The sequence below is a fragment of the Hoylesella oralis ATCC 33269 genome (genome assembly GCF_000185145.2).
Classification (GTDB): Bacteria; Bacteroidota; Bacteroidia; order Bacteroidales; family Bacteroidaceae; genus Prevotella; species Prevotella phocaeensis.
In genome coordinates this window covers 985,723-1,008,946 of sequence record NZ_GL833119.1, presented here as the reverse complement: position 1 = coordinate 1,008,946, position 23,224 = coordinate 985,723, and the positions used below count along the sequence as shown (strand labels likewise).

The 23,224-nt window shown below is 44.5% G+C and carries 18 protein-coding genes; 14 read left to right on the top strand and 4 right to left on the bottom strand.

All coding sequences use genetic code 11. The annotated features are described in order from the left end of the window. Nucleotides 1-88 precede the first annotated feature (88 nt). From HMPREF0663_RS06855 to HMPREF0663_RS06825, 7 genes are all read left to right on the top strand, one after another. A complete protein-coding gene (locus HMPREF0663_RS06855; protein WP_016665303.1) occupies nucleotides 89-1,282 on the top strand; it encodes a pyridoxal phosphate-dependent aminotransferase in 1,194 nt (397 codons plus the stop codon). Between the two features lie 226 nt (nucleotides 1,283-1,508). Then, on the top strand, nucleotides 1,509-2,348 hold the full coding sequence (locus tag HMPREF0663_RS06850) for a MotA/TolQ/ExbB proton channel family protein (protein ID WP_004369615.1): 840 nt from the start codon (nucleotides 1,509-1,511) through the stop codon (nucleotides 2,346-2,348). 31 nt (nucleotides 2,349-2,379) lie between these two features. After that, the gene (locus tag HMPREF0663_RS06845) at nucleotides 2,380-3,009 is read left to right on the top strand and encodes an ExbD/TolR family protein (protein ID WP_004369614.1); all 630 of its coding nucleotides are present in this window, start codon (nucleotides 2,380-2,382) and stop codon (nucleotides 3,007-3,009) included. Further along, nucleotides 3,009-3,653, top strand: a complete 645-nt coding sequence (locus HMPREF0663_RS06840) for an ExbD/TolR family protein (protein WP_004369613.1) — start codon at nucleotides 3,009-3,011, stop codon at nucleotides 3,651-3,653. Before HMPREF0663_RS06845 ends, HMPREF0663_RS06840 begins: the two co-directional genes overlap by 1 nt. Before the next feature lie 35 nt (nucleotides 3,654-3,688). Continuing rightward, complete coding sequence (locus HMPREF0663_RS06835) at nucleotides 3,689-4,525, top strand: energy transducer TonB (RefSeq protein WP_004369612.1); 837 nt, start codon at nucleotides 3,689-3,691, stop codon at nucleotides 4,523-4,525. A 7-nt stretch (nucleotides 4,526-4,532) separates the two neighbouring features. Further along, a complete protein-coding gene (locus HMPREF0663_RS06830) occupies nucleotides 4,533-5,492 on the top strand; it encodes a PstS family phosphate ABC transporter substrate-binding protein (protein ID WP_004369611.1) in 960 nt (319 codons plus the stop codon). Nucleotides 5,493-5,565: 73 nt separating this feature from the next. Next, the gene (locus HMPREF0663_RS06825; RefSeq protein WP_004369610.1) at nucleotides 5,566-6,981 is read left to right on the top strand and encodes a tetratricopeptide repeat protein; all 1,416 of its coding nucleotides are present in this window, start codon (nucleotides 5,566-5,568) and stop codon (nucleotides 6,979-6,981) included. 431 nt (nucleotides 6,982-7,412) lie between these two features. Here the strand turns inward: HMPREF0663_RS06825 and fdxA are convergent, their stop codons facing one another. Further along, nucleotides 7,413-7,580, bottom strand: coding sequence for a 4Fe-4S ferredoxin (gene fdxA, locus HMPREF0663_RS11730; protein WP_004369609.1), 168 nt, complete (start codon nucleotides 7,578-7,580; stop codon nucleotides 7,413-7,415). A 360-nt stretch (nucleotides 7,581-7,940) separates the two neighbouring features. Between fdxA and HMPREF0663_RS06820 the strand changes: the two genes are divergently transcribed. The 5 genes from HMPREF0663_RS06820 to porT all read left to right on the top strand — a co-directional run bounded on the left by HMPREF0663_RS06820 (nucleotide 7,941) and on the right by porT (nucleotide 17,293). Beyond that, the gene (locus tag HMPREF0663_RS06820) at nucleotides 7,941-10,721 is read left to right on the top strand and encodes a TonB-dependent receptor plug domain-containing protein (RefSeq protein WP_004369608.1); all 2,781 of its coding nucleotides are present in this window, start codon (nucleotides 7,941-7,943) and stop codon (nucleotides 10,719-10,721) included. 49 nt (nucleotides 10,722-10,770) lie between these two features. Beyond that, nucleotides 10,771-12,120 carry a DUF4876 domain-containing protein gene (locus HMPREF0663_RS06815; RefSeq protein ID WP_004369607.1) on the top strand — a complete coding sequence of 450 codons (1,350 nt, stop codon included), beginning with the start codon at nucleotides 10,771-10,773 and terminating at the stop codon, nucleotides 12,118-12,120. Between the two features lie 5 nt (nucleotides 12,121-12,125). Continuing rightward, complete coding sequence (locus HMPREF0663_RS06810; protein ID WP_004369606.1) at nucleotides 12,126-13,661, top strand: DUF6850 family outer membrane beta-barrel protein; 1,536 nt, start codon at nucleotides 12,126-12,128, stop codon at nucleotides 13,659-13,661. 1 nt (nucleotide 13,662) lies between these two features. Continuing rightward, nucleotides 13,663-16,473 (top strand): M16 family metallopeptidase, encoded by a 2,811-nt coding sequence (locus HMPREF0663_RS06805; RefSeq protein ID WP_004369605.1) that lies wholly within the window; start codon nucleotides 13,663-13,665, stop codon nucleotides 16,471-16,473. A 73-nt stretch (nucleotides 16,474-16,546) separates the two neighbouring features. Beyond that, nucleotides 16,547-17,293 (top strand): type IX secretion/gliding motility protein PorT/SprT, encoded by a 747-nt coding sequence (gene porT / locus HMPREF0663_RS06800; protein WP_004369604.1) that lies wholly within the window; start codon nucleotides 16,547-16,549, stop codon nucleotides 17,291-17,293. 52 nt (nucleotides 17,294-17,345) lie between these two features. Here porT and HMPREF0663_RS06795 read toward each other — a convergent pair whose 3' ends face one another. Both HMPREF0663_RS06795 and HMPREF0663_RS06790 read right to left on the bottom strand, forming a co-directional pair. Beyond that, nucleotides 17,346-18,194: a bifunctional metallophosphatase/5'-nucleotidase gene (locus tag HMPREF0663_RS06795; protein WP_004369603.1), complete on the bottom strand. Its 849-nt coding sequence runs from the start codon at nucleotides 18,192-18,194 to the stop codon at nucleotides 17,346-17,348. Nucleotides 18,195-18,238: 44 nt separating this feature from the next. Further along, nucleotides 18,239-19,003, bottom strand: coding sequence for a 5'-nucleotidase C-terminal domain-containing protein (locus HMPREF0663_RS06790; protein WP_004369602.1), 765 nt, complete (start codon nucleotides 19,001-19,003; stop codon nucleotides 18,239-18,241). A 649-nt stretch (nucleotides 19,004-19,652) separates the two neighbouring features. Here HMPREF0663_RS06790 and rplS point away from each other — a divergent pair. Then, a complete protein-coding gene (gene rplS / locus HMPREF0663_RS06780; protein WP_016665306.1) occupies nucleotides 19,653-20,015 on the top strand; it encodes a 50S ribosomal protein L19 in 363 nt (120 codons plus the stop codon). A gap of 94 nt (nucleotides 20,016-20,109) precedes the next feature. Here rplS and HMPREF0663_RS06775 read toward each other — a convergent pair whose 3' ends face one another. Next, nucleotides 20,110-20,439 (bottom strand): hypothetical protein, encoded by a 330-nt coding sequence (locus HMPREF0663_RS06775; RefSeq protein ID WP_004369599.1) that lies wholly within the window; start codon nucleotides 20,437-20,439, stop codon nucleotides 20,110-20,112. A 263-nt stretch (nucleotides 20,440-20,702) separates the two neighbouring features. Between HMPREF0663_RS06775 and HMPREF0663_RS06770 the strand changes: the two genes are divergently transcribed. Further along, nucleotides 20,703-23,102: a TonB-dependent receptor gene (locus HMPREF0663_RS06770; protein ID WP_004369598.1), complete on the top strand. Its 2,400-nt coding sequence runs from the start codon at nucleotides 20,703-20,705 to the stop codon at nucleotides 23,100-23,102. Nucleotides 23,103-23,224 lie beyond the last annotated feature (122 nt).

The following is a 23,224-nucleotide window of genomic DNA, read 5'->3' as shown; positions in this document are numbered from 1 at the left end:
AATAACGCTGAAAATATAACACAGTTTCTTCTTCGAAAAGAATAAATTGTTTATTTTTGCAAGTAATACAAAACAACAGTTTGAATATATGGCACAATTATCTAATCGTTTAAACCGACTGGCGCCATCAGCAACGCTGGCAATGTCTCAAAGGAGTAATGAAATGAAAGCTCAAGGTATTGATGTCATCAATATGAGTGTGGGAGAACCCGACTTCAATACTCCGGAAGCTATTAAAGATGCGGCAAAGAAAGCCATCGACGAGAATTATTCTAAATACTCTCCTGTATCCGGATATGCCGATTTACGTAAGGCCATTGTTGCCAAACTGAAGAAAGAAAACGGATTAGACTATACCATTAACGAGATTTTAGTATCTAACGGAGCTAAACAAAGCGTATGCAACACGGTGATGGCACTGATTAACGAGGGGGACGAAGTGATCATTCCCGCTCCCTATTGGGTTAGTTATCCGCAGATGGTAAAACTTGCCGGAGGAATTCCGGTTATTGTAAACGCCAGTTTCGAACAAAACTTTAAGATGACGCCCGAACAACTCGAGGCAGCCATCACTCCGAAAACCAAACTTATCATACTCTGTTCGCCGAGTAATCCTACGGGAAGTGTGTATTCGAAAAGTGAACTTGAGAGGCTTGCCGACGTCATAAAGCGTCATAAAGACTTATTTGTTCTTTCCGATGAGATTTACGAACACATCAATTACGTGGGGAAACATGAGAGCATTGCTCAATTTTCGGGGATGAAAGAGCGCGCTGTTATTGTCAATGGAGTGTCGAAAGCCTATGCCATGACAGGCTGGAGAATAGGATACATCGCCGCTCCCGAGTGGATCGTGAAAGGCTGTAACAAATTGCAAGGGCAATATACAAGCGGCCCATGTTCTGTAAGCCAAAAAGCTGCCGAAGCGGCATATACTTTAAATCAAGGATGCGTAGAGGAAATGCGACTTGCTTTCGAACGCAGAAGAAATCTCATTGTTGCTCTTGCAAAAGATGTTCCGGGCCTTGAAATCAATATTCCCGAAGGAGCCTTTTATCTATTCCCGAGGTGCAGCAAGTTCTTCGGAAAGACAGATGGTAAACATATTATCAACACTTCCACAGACCTCGCTATGTATTTGTTGGAAGTCGGACACGTGGCAACAGTGGGCGGTGATGCTTTCGGCGATCCGGAATGCTTCCGTATGAGTTATGCTACAAGCGACGATAATATTCGCAAAGCAATGAATAGAATTAAAGAAGCATTGGCAAGACTAAGATAAAGTGGGAATAAAAAGTAAAGAAGCAAAGGCGATATTTAGCAGATAATTCGGCGAAAAACCCGTTAAAACTTCTTAATAACCGCTTTTGTTATACATAAATTGTATATCTTTGCGTTGTTTTTTTATAGTCACATATCGTGGTCAAACGAAAGCAATAACACTTACAAATCGAAAACAGAATAAAATAATTTAAATTCATTAATAACTAAAAATTAAAAGTAAAATTATGGCAACTACACAACAAACAGCCAGCCCTGCTAAGAAATCACAGGGCTTTCAAGGTATCAGAGCAGCATTTTGGATCATCGTTGCATGTTTCCTCATTGCAGTCTTGATTTACCGTTTCTTATTAGGTAATCCCGCAAACTTTGTAAACAACGATCCTACAGGTGCCGTTTTGAATGGTAACCTCCTCGGAACCATTTACAAAGGTGGTATGGTCGTTCCTATCATCCACACATTGTTGCTTACCGTTCTCTGCCTTTCTGTTGAGCGCTGGCTTGCTATCCGCAATGCATTCGGAAGAGGTTCATTGACAAAGTTCGTTACAAATATCAAAGCAGCTTTGAAAGCTAACGATTTCAATGAAGCACAAGCTCTTTGCGATAAGATGAAAGGTTCCGTAGCAAATGTTGTATCTGCTTCTTTGAAGGCTTACAAAGAACAGGAAGCAACAAGCGGTGTTAAGAAAGCACAGAAGGTAGCCAAAATACAGCAGGCACACGAAGAAGCAACTCAGCTCGAAATGCCTACTCTTCAGATGAACCTTCCTATCATCGCTACTATCGTTACATTGGGTACACTTACAGGGCTTCTCGGTACAGTAACCGGTATGATCAAGTCATTCGCAGCATTGGCAGCAGGTGGCGGCGGCGATTCTCTCGCGCTATCAACTGGTATTTCTGAGGCCTTGATCAACACCGCATTCGGTATTTTGACATCTTGGTGTGCAGTTATTTCTTATAACTACTTCACAAACAAGATCGATAAGTTGACATACGCCCTTGATGAGGTTGGTTACTCAATTGCTCAGACATACGAAGCCAATCACGCAGAAGAAGCTTAATTTTTTGCTAACCCTTTAAAAATTTATCGCTATGGGTAAAGTAAAAATTAAGAAACAAACGGTCTGGATCGACATGACTCCTATGTCGGATGTCATGGTGCTCTTGCTGACTTTCTTCATGCTAACGTCGACGTTTGTGAAGAATGAACCGGTGAAAGTAGTAACTCCCGGATCTATTTCTGAAATAAAAGTTCCGGAAAAGGATGTCTTGAATATTCTTGTCGACAAGAAAGGACAGGTATTCATGAGTATGGATAATCAGGCTCAAATGATGGATGTTCTTTCTGGTATGACCGGTCAATTCGGCGTATCTCTTGACAAAGAGCAATTGACGAAATTCAGAAAAGATCCGATGTGGGGTGTTCCTATGGACAAACTTTCAGCCTATCTGAAACTTGATGAAAGCCAAATGGCAGAGGAAATCAAGAGCCAAGGCATTCCTACAGATAGTATCGAGACCGATGGCAAAAAAGATAAAAGCGAGTTCCAGCTTTGGGTTACACAGGTTCATTCTGTAAATCCGGATATCAAACTTGCCATCAAGGCAGATGAGAAGACTCCTTATGCCGTTATCAAGAAAGTAATGTCTGAACTTCAGGATATGGGTGAAAATCGTTATTATCTGATTACTCAATACAAAAAGTTAGAGGAGAATAAGTAATGAAGAAGAAAGAAAGCAAACAAAAGAAGATGGATGTCCGCGTGGACTTCACTCCGATGGTTGACATGATGATGCTTCTTATCACTTTCTTCATGCTCTGTACTTCTTTGGCTAAGCCACAGACAATGGAGCTGAGTATGCCAAGTAATGATAAGAACACTCAAGATAAAGATAAATCTGTAACAAAAGCATCTTACACGATAACGATATACTTAGGTGCTAACAATAAAATTTATTATGTGGAAGGCCAGCCTAAATACGACGATCCCAGTTGCATGAAAGAAACCACATGGGGAAAGAATGGTATCCGCAGCGTATTGATAAACCACGTTACAGAAGATAGTACAACGCCTGTACAACAGGTAATGGCAGCCAAGGCAGCCTTAGACAAGAAGAAGCTTGCAGATCCGAAAAAGTATAATGATTCGATTTACAACGCTGAACTGTCAAAAATCAAAAGCGGAGATCTCGGAAACGAGAAGATATCAACGATGACTGTGATCATCAAAGCTACTGATAAGGCTACTTACAAAAACTTGGTTGACGCTCTCGATGAAATGCAGATTTGCAGTATTGGTAAGTACGTCATTGACAAAATCAATCCTGACGACATGAAACTTCTCAAGATGAAGGGAATTGAATAGTCATGGCATGTAATTAACAATTAAAAGCAAAAGAAATGGCAAAAATTGATTTAGTCCAGAACGATTGGGTAGAATTGGTGTTTCAAGGTAGAAACCAAGCTTACGGAGCTTACAGACTCCGCAAGGGAACCTCTAAGAGAAACCTTATTGCTATCATCGTTGTGCTTATTGTTGCAATACTTGCATTTGCAGGAATGGCTATTAAGAACATTGTAGATGAGAATGCACGAAAGGTTGCAGCAACTCAGGTTAGCGAGATATCCGCACTTAATCAACCGAAGAAGAAAGCTAAAGTTGAACAAAAAAAGATACAAGTAGAGCCTGAAAAAGTTGTTGAGCGCGTAAAGAGTTCTGTCAAGTTTACAGCACCGGTGATTAAGAAAGACTCGGAAGTAAAACCTGAAGACGAGCTCAAGACACAAGACCAATTAATGTCTACCAAGACAGCAATCGGTTCATTCAACGTACAAGGTAATGATGAAGCTAACGGTGAGATTCTTAAAGCTAAGGAAGTAATTGCTCAACCCGAGCCGCCTAAGCATGAGGAAGAGAACAAGGTATTCGAAGTTGTAGAACAGATGCCTCAATTCCCCGGTGGTCCCGCAGCTCTTATGGAGTATCTCCGAAGCAATACTCACTATCCGGTTGTTGCCGCAGAGAACGGTGTTCAAGGACGTGTATCGATATCTTTCGTGGTTGAGAAAGATGGTTCTATTACCGATGTGCAGGTTGCACGTCCGGTAGATCCGTCACTTGACAAGGAAGCGGCACGCGTTGTAAAGAGCATGCCTAAATGGCAACCCGGAAAACAGAACGGCTCTTTCGTACGAGTTAGATACATTGTTCCTGTAACATTTAAACTGCAATCGTAATTTGCAAATGAGAAATAAGTTATCTTACATATTCGTAGGATTAACACTATCTGCCAGCCTATTGGCTTCATGCGGACAACAGAAGCACAAAGGCGGCAGAACAGATACTTATTCGTCAGGGGTGATTAGTTTCGCCTCTGACGAAAGTTTCAGTCCTATAATAGAAGAAGAGAAGCAAGTCTTCGAATCCATATATACGAAAGCAACTGTAAATCCCATCTATACGAATGAGCTGGATGCGATCAATATGCTGCTTAAAGAAAAAGTATGCCTTGCAATTACTTCTCGTAATTTTAAAGACAAGGAATTAAAAAACTTACAAGACAGAAGATTTATGCCAAGGGCAATAAAAATTGCATACGATGGCTTGGCATTGATCGTCAACAAAGAAAACACGGATACCTGTATCAGTGTAAATGATATCAAGCGCATCCTCAACGGACAAGCCCGAAATTGGAGCGACATATACAAGGGTTCTAAAAGAGGAGAAATCCTATTGGTATTCGATAACAAGAAGTCAAGTGCTGTACACTTTGCAGAAGACAGCATCCTTGGCGGTAAACCTATCACAAATAAAAATGTTGCTGCAACAAACAAGACGGCAGATGTGATCGAGTATGTAGAACATACGCCCAACGCAATCGGCATCATCGGCAGCAACTGGTTGAACGATAAACGCGACTCAACCAACCTCACTTTCAACAAGAATATTAAGATCATGTCGGTAAGTAAAGTGCCTAAAGCAACGCCGGCCAACAGCTGGAAACCTTACCAATATTATATATATAATGGCAATTATCCCTTGATAAGAACAATTTATGCTCTTCTCAACGATCCTATTAATGCCTTGCCATGGGGATTTGCCAACTTTATCGCTTCCCCTAAAGGGCAGATGATTATTCTGAAATCGGGTTTACTACCCGTACAAGGCAATATTACCATCAGAAATGTTAATGTTACTGAATAATATAAACTTCCTAAGTCGTGGAACGTCATAACATTGAATACGTAGAATACAAACAATTTAAAGATAGAAAATTATGAAAACTATTAAATATTTAATGATCGGTGCATTAATGGCAGGAAGCTATATTTCCGTAAATGCACAAGACGATCACAAGGCTACCATTGAACAAGTAACTAAAATCATCAAGTCTCAAGATGCCAATAAAGAGAAGCAAATCAAAGACATTTTCAAAGCAAATAAGAAGAATGCCGATGTGCTTACGGCTATCGGACGTGCTTACCTTGACATCAAGGACACAGCAAACGCACAGATATACGCAAACCTCGCCATGGCAAGAGACAAGCATTATGGAGACGCTTACGTACTTGCAGGCGACATAGAAGCATTCAAAGACAACGGCGGTGCAGCATCCGGATGGTACGAACAGGCAACATATTTCGATCCGAAAAACCCAAACGGCTACCGTCGTTACGCACAGGTAAACAGCAAGGTCAGCCCTTCTTCTTCTGTAGCCAAGCTCGAAGAATTGCGTAAACAGCGTCCTGATTATCCGGTAGATATCATTTCTGCGGAGATTTATGACAGGGCCGGAAACATTTCTAAAGCACTTGAATACTACAATAAGGTAGATAAGAACCAGATGGAAGACTACCAATTAGTGAGCTTCGCGCTTAATTATTTCCTCAAAAGCGAGTTCGATAAGAGCCTTGAGATTGCACAATTCGGTATCAAGAAGTTCCCTTCAAATGCTGCATTAAACCGTATCAACTTCTTCAATCTTACCAACTTGAAGCGATATGATGAAGCTCTGCAATATGCAGATGCATTATTCAATAAATCTGAAAAGACAAAGATAACGGAAAGCGACTATCTGTATTATGGCTATGCATATCTCGGTAAAAAAGACTATGACAAGGCCATCGAAATGTTCAACAAATCGCTCGAGAACAATACAGACAACAAACAAGACCGTTCAGATGCTCTTAAAAACATTGCAAATGCCTATTCGGCGAAAGGAGATTATACTAATGCTGCACAGAAATATGAGGAATATCTGAAGAGCCTTGACAAACAAACGGCTTCAGAATATGCAGGTTTGGCCGGCATCTATCTAACACAAGCACAGGAAACTAAAGGGGCAGAGCAGACAGAAGCATATCAGAAAGCTGCTGCCGCTTACAAAGAACTCGGTGAGAAGTATCCCAACGTCAAAGATTTTGCTACTCTTTGGCAGGCTCGCATCAACTCTTATATGGATCCCGATATGAAAACATATCAGGCAAAACCTTTCTATGAGGAGCTTGCAAATATGCTGAAAGATAAGGAGAACCGCGATGAGAACGAAAATAAATATCTGCTCGAGGCTTATCAATACCTTGGATACTATTATTACAAAATAGATGATAAACCCAATTATACCGACTATTGGAACAGAGTATTGACACTCGATCCCAATAACGCCACAGCAAAACAAGTATTAGGCAAATAATCAAAAGAAGGTGTAAGATAGCACCGTTCAAAATATAAAAGGGATGAGGCCTGCAAGGCTTCATCCCTTTTTAATATCAGAAAGGTAAGAAAACTACCATAAAAAGAACATCTTTCTACCAACTACAGCAAGAGAACTGCTCATTATACAATTGTTTAATTACCATCCAACCAATTCCTTACAGATGTAAACTGATACAAGAATAAAATATATCAACATTTGCACAAGAACAGCATACTACACATAAAAATTCTTCCCACCTGCCGAAACTACAATACATGGCACCTCCATACCCATCAGTCCATGCATACATTACGAATACATACATATTCTATCCGCAACAAGCATCACATCTAATAAAAACAGACAATAAAAAAAGCAGCTCCTACAGAGAACTGCTTTTACCTCAAATATCCTTTCAATCTGATTTATTACGGAAGAGAGATCGCCTCGTTAGGGCAAACATCCGCACATGTGCCGCACTCCGTGCACATATCAGGGTTAATGTTATACTTGTTCCCTTCAGAGATTGCTCCTACAGGACATTCATCAATGCACGATCCGCATGCTATGCAGTCGTCGCTAATTACGTAAGCCATACTATTAAATGTTTAAAATATTAATAATGTTCTTGTATTTCTGCCCAAGCAGATATCTATTCTTGTACAATGCAAAGATAAAAAAATAATCCGACATACCTACAAATAATGATCATATTTTTGTACTATTTATATCTTGTCTTATCTATTCTCATAACACCACACATACGGAGAATAGCGTAAAACGCTTATACACACAACGATACCCATCATGTTAAAATAACACGAAATCCCGATATATAGTATATGAACTACACATATCAAATAATCATTTTTAGGTATTTTCACGACAACAGAAGATATATAACTTTGCAACCAAATACGAATTGTTAGGGATATAGAAAGAATATAGTTGAAAAAATGACATTGTTTATTCAAATATCAACAAGGGGAAAACGTGCCGTATTTTTCCTCTTAGGGTTGATATGCATAAGTCTTGCTTATGCGCATACCCCCTCTTCCAACGATATTCTGCTAACAATCACAGACAAGACCGGCAGTCCGTTACCATATGCCACCGTGAACGTGGAGACTGCAGACCGTACCTACACTGCAGACGGGCAGGGAAATATTTTGCTAAAGCAGACGCTTTTCCAAGGAAAAGGCTCTAAAATCAACATTTCGTATGTAGGAAAAAGTCCGAAAACACTTTTTCTTAACGCCACCACATTGCCTTCGAAAGGCAGAATGACTATCGCTTTGGAGGACAACAGCCTCTACCTGAAAGGCGTACAAGTCAATGCAGTGCGCGTGCCCAAGCAGTCTAACTCCTCTATGGTGATACAACGCAGCACTATAGATAACATTCAAGCCTACAATCTTGCCGATATTATGCAGGTTCTGCCGGGCAAAGCCATCCTTAACACCGATATGCATAATGCCAGTTTTCTCACTCTGCGCTCCGTACTCTCGGGTTCTCTCGAAAATCCGCTCGATGCCTACAGCCGCAACAAGATAAACGATTACACGCGAAACGTCGCTTTCGGCATCTCATATGTAGTGGATGGCGTGCCTATATCCAACAACACCAACATGCAACTCGACAGTTATGGTAAATGGGGAGGCATCAAAATGTTCGACAGAAGGTTCAATACCGACAACAACGAGAACGTCGGAAACGGCAACGATCTGCGGCTTATCCCCGCTTCTTCCATCGAAAGCATCGAAGTGATATCGGGTGTGGCACCTGTAAAATACGGCGATTTGAGCGACGGAGCCGTCATCATCAACCGCCGTGCAGGGCTTACGCCGTTCTATGGATCAGTAAAAGTTCAGTACAACATATTCGATGTATCGATCGGCAAGGGCTTCTCGCTGGGCGAGAAGTACGGTCTGTTCAATTTCAACATAGACTATATGCACAGTACCCGCGACAGAAGAGACAAACTGAAGACAAATTCGAATATCTCAATCAATACGACATGGACGAAAACTTTCAGCAGAAAGCTCAAATGGGAGAATACGCTGTCGCTGGATTTCTCTAAAAATCTCGATGGTTTGAAGAACGATCCCGATGCATACCTCAACCGCACAAAGACCGATCAATCTTCATTTCGACTTTCTACACGCGGTTCGTTCTCGCCACGGAAGGGATTTTTCGATATGACAGACTATAACTTTTCATTCTCTCTCTCACGCCAATACGACATGCACGAGGAGTATATCGCTAATTATTGGCGTAGCATTATCACCGATGCCTATACCAACGGTCTGCACGAAACCGACATTGCGCCGCCTTATTACACCTCACTGCTCGAAATAGAGGGCAAGCCCTTGGCGCTTTACGGCAATATAGAGAGTCGTAAATTGGTAAAATCGGGTAAGGCATCACACAACCTCAGCATAGGTATTTTCGGCCGTTACGAGGCAAACTTGGGCAGAGGAAAGATATTCAATCCCGAAACACCCTACTATGATGGGGGACAAGGCGGGCGCGGAGACCGCTCTTACGACTACAAAAACAACATCCGACTGCTGCAATACGGCGGATACATGCAAGATAAACTGAACCTGCCTTTCGGACAGAACCTGCTCTCAGTTACGGGAGGTGTCCGTATAGAGGCACAACGGGGCATCTTTACGATGAGTCCGCGCATGAACAGTCTCTTTTCTTTCAACAATGGACTGAGCTTCAATGCAGCCTACGGTATCAGTTACAAGATACCCGCCACGGCTTATCTCTATCCCGAAAACGTATACTTCGACCGACTGGTGTTCTCTAACTACAGCGACAACGCCAACGAGCGGTTGTACCTTTATCAAACAAAGGTGGTCGATCCAACCAACAAAAACCTGAAATCGCCCTACACTCATAGCTTTGAACTGGGCACGTCTTACAACGGAAGAGGGTTCAACACATCGCTCACAGGATATATGAAGATAGACATGCGGGGCATCAGTTCGCAGTCTGTGCTCGATACAATGTGGGTACAGAATTATAAAAAGGTGGGCCAAGAGGCTTCAGGGCGCCCTATCTATGCGCCCGACGGCGACAAAGAACTGATCATCGACTCCTATTTTACGCCCAAAAATCTGCTCTACAGCCGCAATATGGGCATCGAGCTGATAGGAAACATCAATAATATTCATCCGTTGGGCATATCGCTCAACTACTCTTTAGTCTATAACTACAGCCTTTATCATTCGAAAGGCGACCGCACAGGCAGTTCGGTAGACCTCACCAGAGAGGCGGTAACGGGCATTTATGCACCGGCCAAAAACAGCTCAGATGAAATCATTTCTACAATCAGCGTTACCAAACAAATACCTGTCATCGGCCTGATACTCAACCTGCGAATGCAGAATTTCTGGTATCGCCACTATAATCGGCATGGCTTCAGCATCTATCCGAAGGGCTATTACAACCGAGATTTCAAAGCCATATACTTCAAAGACAACGAAGCGGAGAACGTTAAATGGGCTTATTTATGGCTCACCGATAATGCTCCCGTCAACATCAATCAGCCCATCATCGTACCTAATTGCCATTTGCGCATATCTAAAGAGCTGGGAGCAAAGCTCAGGCTGTCGTGCTATGTCAACAATGTGTTCAATTATCGCCCGTATATCGAGCGCGACGGCGTGAGAATATATTTCAATCAGGCACCCACCATAAGCATGGATGTATCGTATAGACTATAACAAAATAATTATATTTATTAAATTCATAATCACAACTAAACTGTAAAAAATGAAAAAGTTAATTTCTTTGGGCAATATGTTTGCCTTTCTTATGCTGGTGATTGCTGTAACGTTTTTCACTGCTTGTAGCGACTCGAACGACACACCCGATGTGTCTTCTTCGTCTGTCAAAGTGAGTGTGAAACTCGCTTCAGAATATAATAAGGTGGCTCTTGGCAAGGTTAATCTTACACTACGCAACGTGAATTCAGGCAAGGAAACTTCTGTAGAAGTCGGTACAAACGGCATTGCCACAGTTGATAACCTGCCTGTAGATATGTACGACGTAACGGCCACCTACAAAATGTCGGCCGAAGATTATAAAAACGCTACGGGTACGACGACAGAAGTAACCGACTCCGTGCTATTCTCGGCTTCGGCAACTGGCGTACAACTCGAGCCCGACAAAGTAAAAGAGCTGTCTTTGGAACTAAGTACAGCTTCAACGGATGATTTCGTAATTAAAACCATCTACTATGCAGGTTCCGACAACAAGAAGGCTGCAGGCGAAAACGATCAGTTCATCGAGATTTATAACAATACCAACCGCGTGCTCTATGCCGACAGTCTGTGTATTGCCGTTACCACGATGAACCGCTATGGAAACGGACATAAGTGGCAGGATAAAAGGTATTATTATACTGAAGACGGCCGTTACGACTGGAGCAAATCGCAAGACATGAAAGACGTTGATGGCGCCAACGCCAAGTATTACTATGCTAAAATGCTCTTCATGGTTCCCGGTAAGGGGAAAGACTATCCCATACAACCGGGCCAAAGCTTCATTATCGCAGCTTTCGCGCAAAACTATAAAGCTGCATTTACTACAAGTACTGGCAAACAGATTACTCCCGAAGCTCCCGAACTTACCGTTGATTTAAGCAAAGCCGAGTTCGATGTGGTTTACGAAGGCTACGAAACACTCGACAATCCCAATGCTGCGAACATGACCATTATCCATAAAGGCAACAACAAGTATATGCGCTTATCGCGCAATGGTAAAGAAGGATACGTCATCTTCCGTCACTCTAATCCGGCATCACTGCCCGTTTATCTTTATCCGGCCATAGATCCGGCAAAGGGATCCAAGGATCAATTCATGCAAGTTCCTAACGCCAATGTCATCGATGCAGTAGAAGTGATCACCCCGACTGCTGACGGTTACGTTGCTCCCAAGGCATTCCAGAAGAAAGATGATGCCGGTTATACTTATTCAAAACCCGATTACAGCTCGATGTGCATAACCCGCAAAGTCAGTCGTGTGGACGGAACGCGCAAGGTATTGCAGGATATCAACAACTCTACGCTCGACTTCGTAGAGATGAAGGCCGATCCTAAAGCGTTCGCACCTCAACAATAAAACGCATGTTACAGAAGTTCCTGAAGATATTAGTCATCGTTTCCTTTGCCCTTTGCCCTGCTGGTGCGGAGGCAAAAGGGCTGGACTCTACGCGCCAAATCATCATCCCTAACAGTTTGGAAGTCAGGATGTACGATGCGAAGCTGACTTCTCCCGTAGGCGTCTACCTGCTGCCGAGGAGCAGTTTCGGACATGCCTCTTTGGAATACGGATACCAAAGCGGAAAGATGATGCGTATCCAGATGCCCGAAAAGGCGAACGAAATACGAGTACGTTCCATCGGCCTGCATTCGGCAAACACATGGCAGCTCTACGGTGAGTTTGCCTATACGCGCCAATACAACGACAGCGTACAATGGTTGCTTAGCGAAATGCCGCAAGACGGACTGCCTTATTACTTCGGTTCGCCCAAGAAAGGAAACTGGGAGATAGAGGCTTACAACATTAAAGGAACTTTCGATTGGAACATTTCACAGCTCTTTGTAGTGGGAGCATCGGCACATATCAAGTACCGAAAAGGTGCGCGAAGCAACGATCCGAGGCCCTCTACAGAGAGTTTCATCTCTCGTTATTACCTCTTCGGAGGTATCACATTGCCCCGATTTTCAGTCCTCCTAAGCGGCGGACTTGGCTATGGAACGCGCGACAACGACATCGTTTACAACAATACGGATAACGACCGTGTGGCACGACTCGACATGATGGCTTACGAACTCATGGGGTTCGGCATGAACAGAAAGACGCAGCAATACCAGAACAGGACGCTCGAAACGAACATTTACACCCGTCACGCAGGCCTGCAACTGAAAGGTAACATCGATAGCCTTACGCTCTGGGCGCGTTTCAGTTACGATATACAGCGCAACAGCATACGTCGCAGCCGCACTACAAACGTATCTCGCAGTCTTCTTTCTACCTACAAAACAACAAAGATAAGCCTTGATCTCGGCGTCGACTACGCATTTAGCAGCACTGTAAAGCTGCAAACGCAGGCTTATGCTTATCTTACAAAAGGCTCGGATAAGCTCGACAACATTCTTCAAGGACAAAAAAACTACGTTTACAACCACCGTCTTCTCGGCTTCAACGCTCTGCTCTGCCAATACACAGCTACCGGTTGCATCAACCGATATGGCCTGTCGGCGGGCTATGAATATGAGAAAAGGCAAGACGGCTCTTCCGCACACCTGTTCGAACGCAGCGGTCTTGATGCATCATTGACATGGCATAGGCAGCACGCTTTGCGTTCCGCTTGTTATATCTTCTATGGTGCAGGCCAATGGCTATTATTTCCAACAGCCATGCTTACCTATCCTGCTTCGCAAGAAAACATTTTTTCTACCGACGTGGCACGGCCCCTTTACAACTACTATCACACAGCGAAAGGCGCAACCGAACTGAATATCGGCGGCGGAAAGGCATTCTACCGTTATCGCCTCTCGCTTTCGCTCACCTACAACCTTGCTTATGCCCTCGCTAACACCTATGAAATCAGTGGCATGCGACATAATCTGAATGCCGCAATCATTCTAAGTTTCTGAGATGAAAATATTTCTTACGGCCGTCGTTTCGCTGCTCTTCGGCCTTACAACGACGGCACAACCCGCCATAAGACCTATACCTACAGACAGCAGTATGCGCATAGGAACATTGCCGAACGGCCTCACTTACTACCTTCTACACAACAGTTACCCCGAACATAGGGTAAACTTTTACATCGTGCAGCGCGTGGGTTCCATACAAGAAGACGAAGACCAACGCGGATTGGCACACTTCCTTGAGCACATGTGCTTTAATGGTACGGCTCATTTTCCGAGCAATAGCGTTATTAATTATCTCGAATCGCTGGGCGTGAAGTTCGGAGAAAACCTCAATGCCAATACCTCTATCGACCGCACAGTGTACAATATCAACAACGTGCCGGCAGCCCGAACCTCGTCGCTCGACTCCTGTTTGCTCGTTCTCCGCGACTGGTCGTGTGCACTGACACTCGATCCGAAAGAGATAGACAAGGAACGCGGCGTTATTCATGAGGAATGGCGACTGCGTACATCGGCCTCTTCGCGACTGCTCGAACGTAATCTCGAGGCACTTTACCCGAGCAGCAAATACGGTCGGCGCATGCCTATCGGCAAGATGGAGATTGTAGATAACTTCAAGCCCGAGGCATTGAAAGCGTATTACGAGAAGTGGTACCGTCCCGATAACCAAGCGATCATCGTTGTCGGAGATATTGATGTAGACCGCACGGAGCAGAAAATAAAAGAACTGTTCGCATCGATCCCTGCAAGAAAGGATGCTCCCAAAGTAACCAACGAAGCCGTTCCGGACAACGAAAAACCTATCGTTGTGATCGATAAAGACAAGGAACAGCAAACAAGCGTGGTGCAGGTGATGTACAAACACGATCCCGTTACGCGTGCCATGAGGCAGAGCGAAGATTATTACCGCTATCTGCTCATCAAGGATATGACGATGACCATGCTGCGCAACCGGCTCGCCGAACGGGCACAAGAGGCCGACTGTCCTTACACGCAGAGTGCTGTCGGCTACGGTACCTACCTATTTTCCAAAACCAAATACACCTTCCAAGTAACCGTTATCCCCAAAGAAGGCAAGACGACAGAGGCCGTAAAAGCGGCCATGAACGAGATAATGAGAACCGTAAAACACGGCTTCACTCCCACTGAATTTGCCCGTGCCAAGGCCGATAGCCATAACATACTCGACCAACGCTATGCCGCTCGTAACAAAAGAAACAATGCCTTCCTCGGCAATCAGTATGCCGAGCACTTCCTTAACGGCGAGCCTATCCCCTCTCCCGAAGTGCAATACCGCATTCGTACCCGTCTGCTCGACAACCTGCAAGTGCAGGATGCCGACGCTTTCATGCGCAAAATGATCCCCGAGAACGAACGAAATCTGGTTATAATCAGCTTCAATCCCGACAAAGAAGAACTTGCCTTGCCCGATTCCGCCGACCTGCTGTCGGCCATACGCCAAGCACGGAGCGAGCCCGTAAGCCCTTATATTGACAAAGTGAGGAACGAACCGTTGCTCAAATCACTGCCCCCAAAAGGCAAAATCACGGGTATCAAAGAGAATAAGCGATTAGGATTTAAGCTGCTGAAACTATCGAACGGAACACGGGTAATATTGAAGAAGACCGATTTCAAAGAAGATGAAATCCTGCTGAATGCCTATTCTCGGGGCGGTTCATCGATACTCGGCAAGGCCGACTTCATCAATATGAAATTCTTCAACAAGGTGATTGCCTCCAGCGGACTGGGTTCTTTCTCGTTGCAGGAACTCGGTAAAGCACTGACAGGAAAGACGGCTAATGTCAATCTTTCGCTCGATACCGATTATGAACGGGTAACCGGAGCCTCATCGCCCCGCGATCTGGAATGTATGATGCAGCAGGTTTACCTTTATTTCACCCGCATCAAGAAAGATCAGAAAGCCTTCGACAACCTCATATCGAGCTACCGTACAAGACTTAGAAATATCAGTCAGTCGCCCGACATGGCACTGTCCGACTCTCTTACAGCAACCCTGCACAGCCACAATCCGCGCTTTTCAAACTACACACTCGAGGACATCGACCGCGTGAACTACGACCGCATATTGCAGATAGCCAAGGAACGTACCGCAAACGCAGGTAGTTTCACGTTCACCTTTGTGGGCAATTTCGATGAGAAAACACTGTTGCCTCTTATCGAACAATACATAGCCTCGCTGCCGTCGACAAACAAACGAGCATCGTGGAAAGACGTAGAAACCTATGCTAAAGGAACGGTAATCAACCGCTTCAGGCGGAAGATGGAGACGCCGAAGGCCAAGGCTTACATGATTTGGTATGCCAAAGGCATCAAAAACACACTGGAAAACAGACTGACAGCCGATGCTGCAGGGCAAGTTCTGACGGCTCTCTACATCGCCAAGATACGCGAAGAAGCATCGGCAGCCTATTCAGCCGATGCCCATTGCACCGTGTCGAAAGCTGGCAACAATACTTATGTAAAACTCTACGGCATTTGTCCCATCAAGCCCGAAAAGGCCGACACAGCTCTGAGAATTATGTACGCGGAGGCCATAGGCATGGCAAAGAAAGTCGATGCAACCGAACTGGACAAGGTAAAGAAGTTCATGATAAAACGCGTCGACGAACAAGCCAAACAAAATTATCATTGGGTGAAAGCCTTGGAAACCTATCAGGAAGAAGGGATAGACCTACTGACCGATTACAAAAAAATGGCAAATGCCCTCACTCCCGATAAGATTTCGACCTTTATGCGCACCCGTCTTTTTGCTTCAGGAAATCATATCGAGGTAGTCATGTTGCCCGAATAAGACCGACGGCACGCACAAAAGTCGAAAGCGTGCCGACACAATAACTTCCGATAAAAGTCGTTTATAAGGTGATATGAGAAGACTTTTTTTCTTTTTAACCGCTATAATTTGTGCGCTGAACACCCATGCGCAGCAAGACAGAAAGGTGCAGAACCGCCCTTATACCGACTTGCGACCGTTCCACTTCGGCGTTTTAGTGGGTACACATCTCCAAGATCTGGAGTTTAACAACATAGGTTCGCACACCATCACCAACGACGACGGCACCAGTTACGAAGCTGTAGTAACGACAGACCAAAGCCGTTGGGATCCCGGGTTCAATGTAGGTGTGCTCGGGGAGTTCCGCCTAAACACTCATTTCCAGCTGCGCATCGCACCTACAATGTACTTCGGCACGCGACACATCACATTTCGCAACTTAAAAGAAACAACGCCTAACGGCAGTCCGAAGGAACAAAAGCAAGACATGAAGACCGTATATGTGGCCTCGGCCTTCGAACTTATCTTCGCTGCCCCGCGTTCCAACAACCACCGCCCTTACCTTTTGGGAGGCTTAACCCCCATGCTTAACCTCAGTAGCCACGGCAACGATTATCTTGAATTAAAGCGTTACGACCTGTTTGCCGACATAGGTATCGGTTGCGATTTCTATCTGCAATACTTCAAACTGCGCCCCGAACTCAAATTCATGTTCGGACTTACCAACAGTTTCAACAGCAACCATGTAAAAGACATCAGAGACAAAGCGATGCTACCCTATGCCACTTCCATAGACAGAGCGCAATCCAAGATGATCGTGCTCACTTTCTATTTCGAATAATACAGGCTTCGGGCAGCACAGACAACAGTGTTCATGCAGAGCAGACAGCCCGCTATTTACCGCGTGCACGGCCGAAATCGAGCGTAATCTTGCCCACATAAATAGCATTCTTGCCGTTCTGATCCACGGGGATTTCCCTGCCATCGAGGTTTTTTACGTAGCGCAAAGTCTTAAAGTAAGTATGTGAATGGCCGCCGAGCACAAGGTCTATGCCTCGCGAACCCTCTATCATCTTCTGATCGCTCATACCCCTTTCCAACCATCCGAGGTGCGATATGCAGATTACAAGGTCGCACTTCTCCTTATTCTTCAACAGTTCGCCCATCTCCTTGGCCACCTTTACCGGATCAAGATACTTCGTAGTCTTGTAATTCTTCACGTCTACAAGTCCGTCGAGCTGCGGAGAAAGGCCGAATACGCCAATCTTCAGTCCCTTGCGTTTCAATATAACGTAAGGCTTCACAATATCGGCCAACTCGGTTCCGGTAAAGTCGTAATTGGCACAAACGATAGGATAATTCAGCTTCTTGAATATACGTGCCATGTTATCCAAGCCGAAATCGAACTCATGATTGCCTATTGTACCGGCGTCATAGTGCATCATATTCATCAATCCCACCTCAACATCGCCCTTGAAAAGCGAGAAATACGGCGAACCTTGGCAGAAGTCACCGCTGTCGAACAGCAGCAGTTCCGGATCTTTCTTGCGCTCCTGTTGCAGCATGGCCACACGCCTGACGAAGCCGCCCCTGCCAGCCAGCATCGTATCTGCCAAGTTGTAATTCAGCGGCAATATGCAGCTATGCGTATCGTTCGTATGCAATATCGTCAGTTGTTTGACTTGTGCCGAAGCTGTCAGCACAACCAGCAACATCCATAAAATAAAAATATTTCTTCTCATAACCGTTTCTTCAAATCCTATTTATCCAATCATCGATCATTATCTTATTCCACTACGATGCGTCCCTCCGTCTTTGCGCTCACCGATTGGCCCTGTGCAGCCTTTTCGCGGAAGTAATCCATAATGATAAAACGCACGTTGTTCTCGCTGTTCTGCGGCGAAACTACATCGGTCTTTGCCTTGAATGCCTCCATTTCGTCGTTGCCCTGCGCCACATAGTCGAGCGTGGCAATGCGGTACTTCGCATTCTTTTCCACCGGTTTACCGTCGATCTGTGCCGAAAGGAGCTTTCCCTCAGGACTTATCTTCAGCCTTACACTGCGGCTTACTCCCTCGCCTCCGCGGCGTGCCATCTGCCTGAACAGCTCCAACACCTTATCTCCGGTGAGCGTAAGAAAGCATATTTTGTTCTCGAAAGGTGCCACATCGAGCACGTCGCCATAAGTTATATTGCCCTTAGGCAGCGCTGCACGGATGCCGCCCATATTATATACGCCGAAATCGGGGTGCTCGTTGAACTTCTTGCCACCCCAAACAATGATATCGGTCAGCAGGTTCGACAGTTCGCTCTCGGGCCTGTGTGCCGCCATATAGGCCGCACTCGTGCCCACAACCGGACTCATCAAGCTGTCTACTTTGTGTTTGTAAGGCGCCAAGAACGCCGTAGCATCGGCATCGGGAGCCGCATCGTAGGTCTTATCTACAAGGATTCGAGACCTCGAAATACCCGTCATAACATAATGTGAGCTACACGATGTGCCCAATACAAGCACCGCCATCATGCCCACTACCATCATTCTTTTATACATAGTCTTCGATTTGTTTATGCAAATATAGTCCAAATAACAGAAACAGACAAATAAACGCAGGAAATAATTCGCAGGAACCGGCAACGATAAAGATAAGACCTGCCTTCTTCGGCTTTGCACAAAGAGGGAAACAGATTATCGGGCAAAAGAAGCCGTTTAAGAGATAAAAGGGTAAAAAAGTACGTAAGTAAAAAAGATAATCGGAATATGAACGGATGAAAAAATAAAAGGGTAAAAAGAATAAAGCGGCAAGATGCGGAGGGCAGACATATAGCCTAAGGCGCTTAGAGGATATATTCAAGTTCGTTACATAGATATTCTAAGGTGCCTATATGTGCCGCCTGCCGACCTTACAGGGTGCTTCTGTCTGTACTCTATCGAAAACTTATAAAGCTAAAGAGTGGCTAACAGCCGTTTTATCCTCGGCATCTGCCACCTTCGCACCACACCCCAAGAAGTCGAAAATCCTCCTCTCGGCACCCGCAACTGCACGCTTTTTTGTTAAAATCATAAAATTGTTCCACCGAAACAAGTAATTATACATTACTTTTTTGTACCTTTGCATCGCTTTTAGCGTAATCGCTGACGGGAAGAAGAGTTGCCCGCTATGTTACGTTGGAACGACGAACAATATTTAATTATCAAACAAATGGATTTAATTAAAGTTGCTGAAGAAGCATTTGCAACTGGCAAACAGTACCCGGATTTCAGGGCTGGCGACACGATAACCGTTGCTTACAAAATCGTCGAAGGTACCAAAGAGCGTATTCAGCTCTACCGCGGTGTGGTGATTAAGATATCAGGTCACGGAAATAAGAAGCGCTTTACCGTTCGCAAGATGTCGGGAACAATAGGCGTAGAGCGTATTTTTCCCATCGAATCTCCTAACATCGACTCCATCGAAGTGAATAAAAGAGGCAAGGTACGTCGCGCTAAATTGTACTATCTTCGTGCTCTTACGGGCAAGAAAGCACGCATTAAAGAGAAGCGTACCAATAGTGTTGCAGAATAACACGCAGCTTCTACATTCTTCAGAAAGAAATAAAAAGAGGTTCATTACTATCGTGATGAACCTCTTTTTGTATTTTATACCGCCGGCAAGGGGCTTATCTTGCGGTTTCGTCTTTGGCTTCCGTTTTCTTCGTAGCATCCTCCTCTTCGTAGTTCAGGCCGGCATCATTCGTACCATGCAGTGCCTGTTGGAAGTCTTTCCAACTCTGGAACCCCACGAAGAGAGCTAACTTATCAAGCGTTTCGGCAGTAGGTTTCTCTTTTATGGTAACAAAATTCCACACCTTTTTCAAAGCTCCAGACTTTATGTTTACATGGTGCAGCGAGAACAGGCGGGCAAGACGTTCGAAATCCGATGCCGCACTGATTTCCTTACCAACTTTCTTTTCCACCTCTAACATAAGAAGTTTCAACTCTTGTTTCATACGCTCGAACGGTTTAATGTGTTACGTTACAAAGATAATATAAAATAAATATATCTGCCAAACGTTTTTCGTATATTCGCAACACCGCTCATCAGAAATAAGGATACGGCAGCACTTCCTTCCATATCCTGCGGGTATTCCGACGCTATCCGAAAGGTGCAAATTGACTTTTTTTCACTTTTATAACAACAGTAAGGGGCTCTTTCCGAACGTAAAGCATTACTTTTGTAAAACCAAACTACTAATTTATACATCTTTAATTCATGAGAACAATACATTTAGGAGGGCTTATAGTGTCATTATTCTTTGGTTTTTCTATCGCTGCAACGGCACAACATACCGTTTCGGGCATAATTATAGACCAAACACAGACGCCTGTCGACGCCGCCGTAATCGCCCTGCTCGATGCTTCTAACGGGCAGACGATCAAGCAAACCATTGCCGATAGTAACGGTAAGTTCTCTATCAATGCCGTAGAAAACGAGGTAAAAATATACGTCAGTTGCATCGGTTACACGCATTACTTGAGCCAACCGATCACCCTGAAAGGCGACACTGTTCTGCCTGTCATCGTATTAAAAGAAGAATTGGCACAAATAGAAAACGTGGTAATCGTGGGCGAAAGGCAACCTCCCACTATCAAAATAGAGCACGGCAAGATAGTTTATCAGCCCAAAAACGGAGGCTCTACCGCAGGAACGAGTGCCTTAGAGGTGCTGAAGAAGACGCCCGGAGTGTTCATAGACAACGATAACAACATAAGTATAGGGGGAAAGAACGGCGTTCTTATTACGCTCAACGGCAAACAGACCTATATGCAAAAAGACGAACTGGCGGCATTATTGAAGTCTACTCCTGCCTCCTCGGTGTCGACTATCGAGATTATGCGTAATCCGTCTGCCCGATATGATACCGAAGGAACTGCCGGAATGCTCAACATCAACTTAGATAAACGTATGGCAGACGGTATGTTTCTCTCCGTTAATAATGGCGTTTCTTACTGGAAGAACCTAAGACAAAACACCGAAGTTGCCTTTAATTATCTTAACGGAAGGCTTTCTGTTACGGGTAACTATAACCACTCTTTCGGTTATTACAACCTTGATTACGGCATGCACCGTATTCAGAACGGCAACGAATATAACAGCTATACCCACGATATAGACAAACGTCACAGCATTTCGGGCAACCTAACTGCAGAATACCGACTGTCCGAACATCATACCATGGGCACACGATTAGACATTAACACGTTGGGAGGACCGGGAGAAACAAACACCACCACGCATATTTACGATGCCTCGACAATGAATTTGCTAAGTACATTGTACGGAAAGAACGACTATTTCGAGCAAAAAGCCAATCGCTACGGGGGCAATGTGTATTACATATATCAGCCGAAAGAACAGGAAAAGTATGCTATAGACTTCAACTACGCCTATTTCGACGGCGGTTCGGGCAATATGCAGCCTAATATATACAGAGATAAACAGAACAAAATAACGGAAGAGCACCTATATAAATCGCTCAACAGTCGTAGCATTAACATCTACGCTTTGGCCTACGACCAGCAAAACCCATTATTGAAAGGCGAATTAAAAACCGGTGGCAAATATTCTACAGTAAATGCCGATAACGATTATCGGTTCTATAATATAGAGCACGACATGGCAATTCCCGACGACAAACAGTCGAACCGTTTCAAATACAAGGAACAGATTGCAGCGGTATACCTATCTTATACGCACGATATAGGCAAGAGATTATCGGCCGAAATCGGCATCCGCGGCGAATACACATGGGCTGAAGGGCGCCTTCTTTCCGTAAATTCCGAAAACAACAAGCACAACTACTTCGACTGGTTCCCCTCTGTAGCCGTGAATTGGCAACCGAATAAGAACAGTAGTCTGTCGTTCAATTACAGCAAGCGCATAGACCGACCGGCTTATCAAGACCTAAATCCGTTCGAATATCTGCTCGATGAACTCTCTTATTGGAAAGGAAATCCGTTCCTATCTCCACAAAAGAGTCATAATCTGTCGATAAACTACGCCTACAAGAAGACGGCTGTTATCCTGTCATTCAATTACCTTAAAAATTACAAAGCACAGATCACCGACACACTGTCGGTAAGTAAAATAGTAATGATTCCCAAGAATATCGGTACTCAAAAGCATCTCTCCCTGTCGTTTTACCAAGGACTACGGCCGTTCGACTGGTGGGAAATGAACCTTAACCTGACCGGATATTATGTAAAAAACGATATATCTTTTGACCGTTTCAGGCAGTCCAATCTTCACAGTTGGGCCGCAATAGCAGGCATACAGAATGCTATCAACCTACCTTCTGATATCAAAATGGAACTCAATGCCTCATACCTGTCTCACCGTTTAGGCGCATCCAACGAATATATGAAGCCGTTGGGATACGTCGACTTGTATCTAAATAAATCGTTCCTCGGTAAACGTATCATGGTCGGCATGGGCATAACAGACATGTTCCATACCAACCGATGGGACAATCACAGCAGTTTCAGCGGCTTCGAATTGTGGAACTGGGGCAAAGGGGAGTCAAGACAAATAAGGCTGAACGTTTGTTATAAATTCGGTAAACAGCACGCCAACGCCCACCGGAGCAACTTCAATGAGATAGAAAGATTATAGTCTGAACCGTTCGGCAAGGCCCGCCAAGCAGCATTCACAATGCCCCCACCTTCGGAATACCCGCCCTGTGTGTTTCAGAGAAATAAGGAGAATATACGGTATATATAAGCCATCTGTCGGAA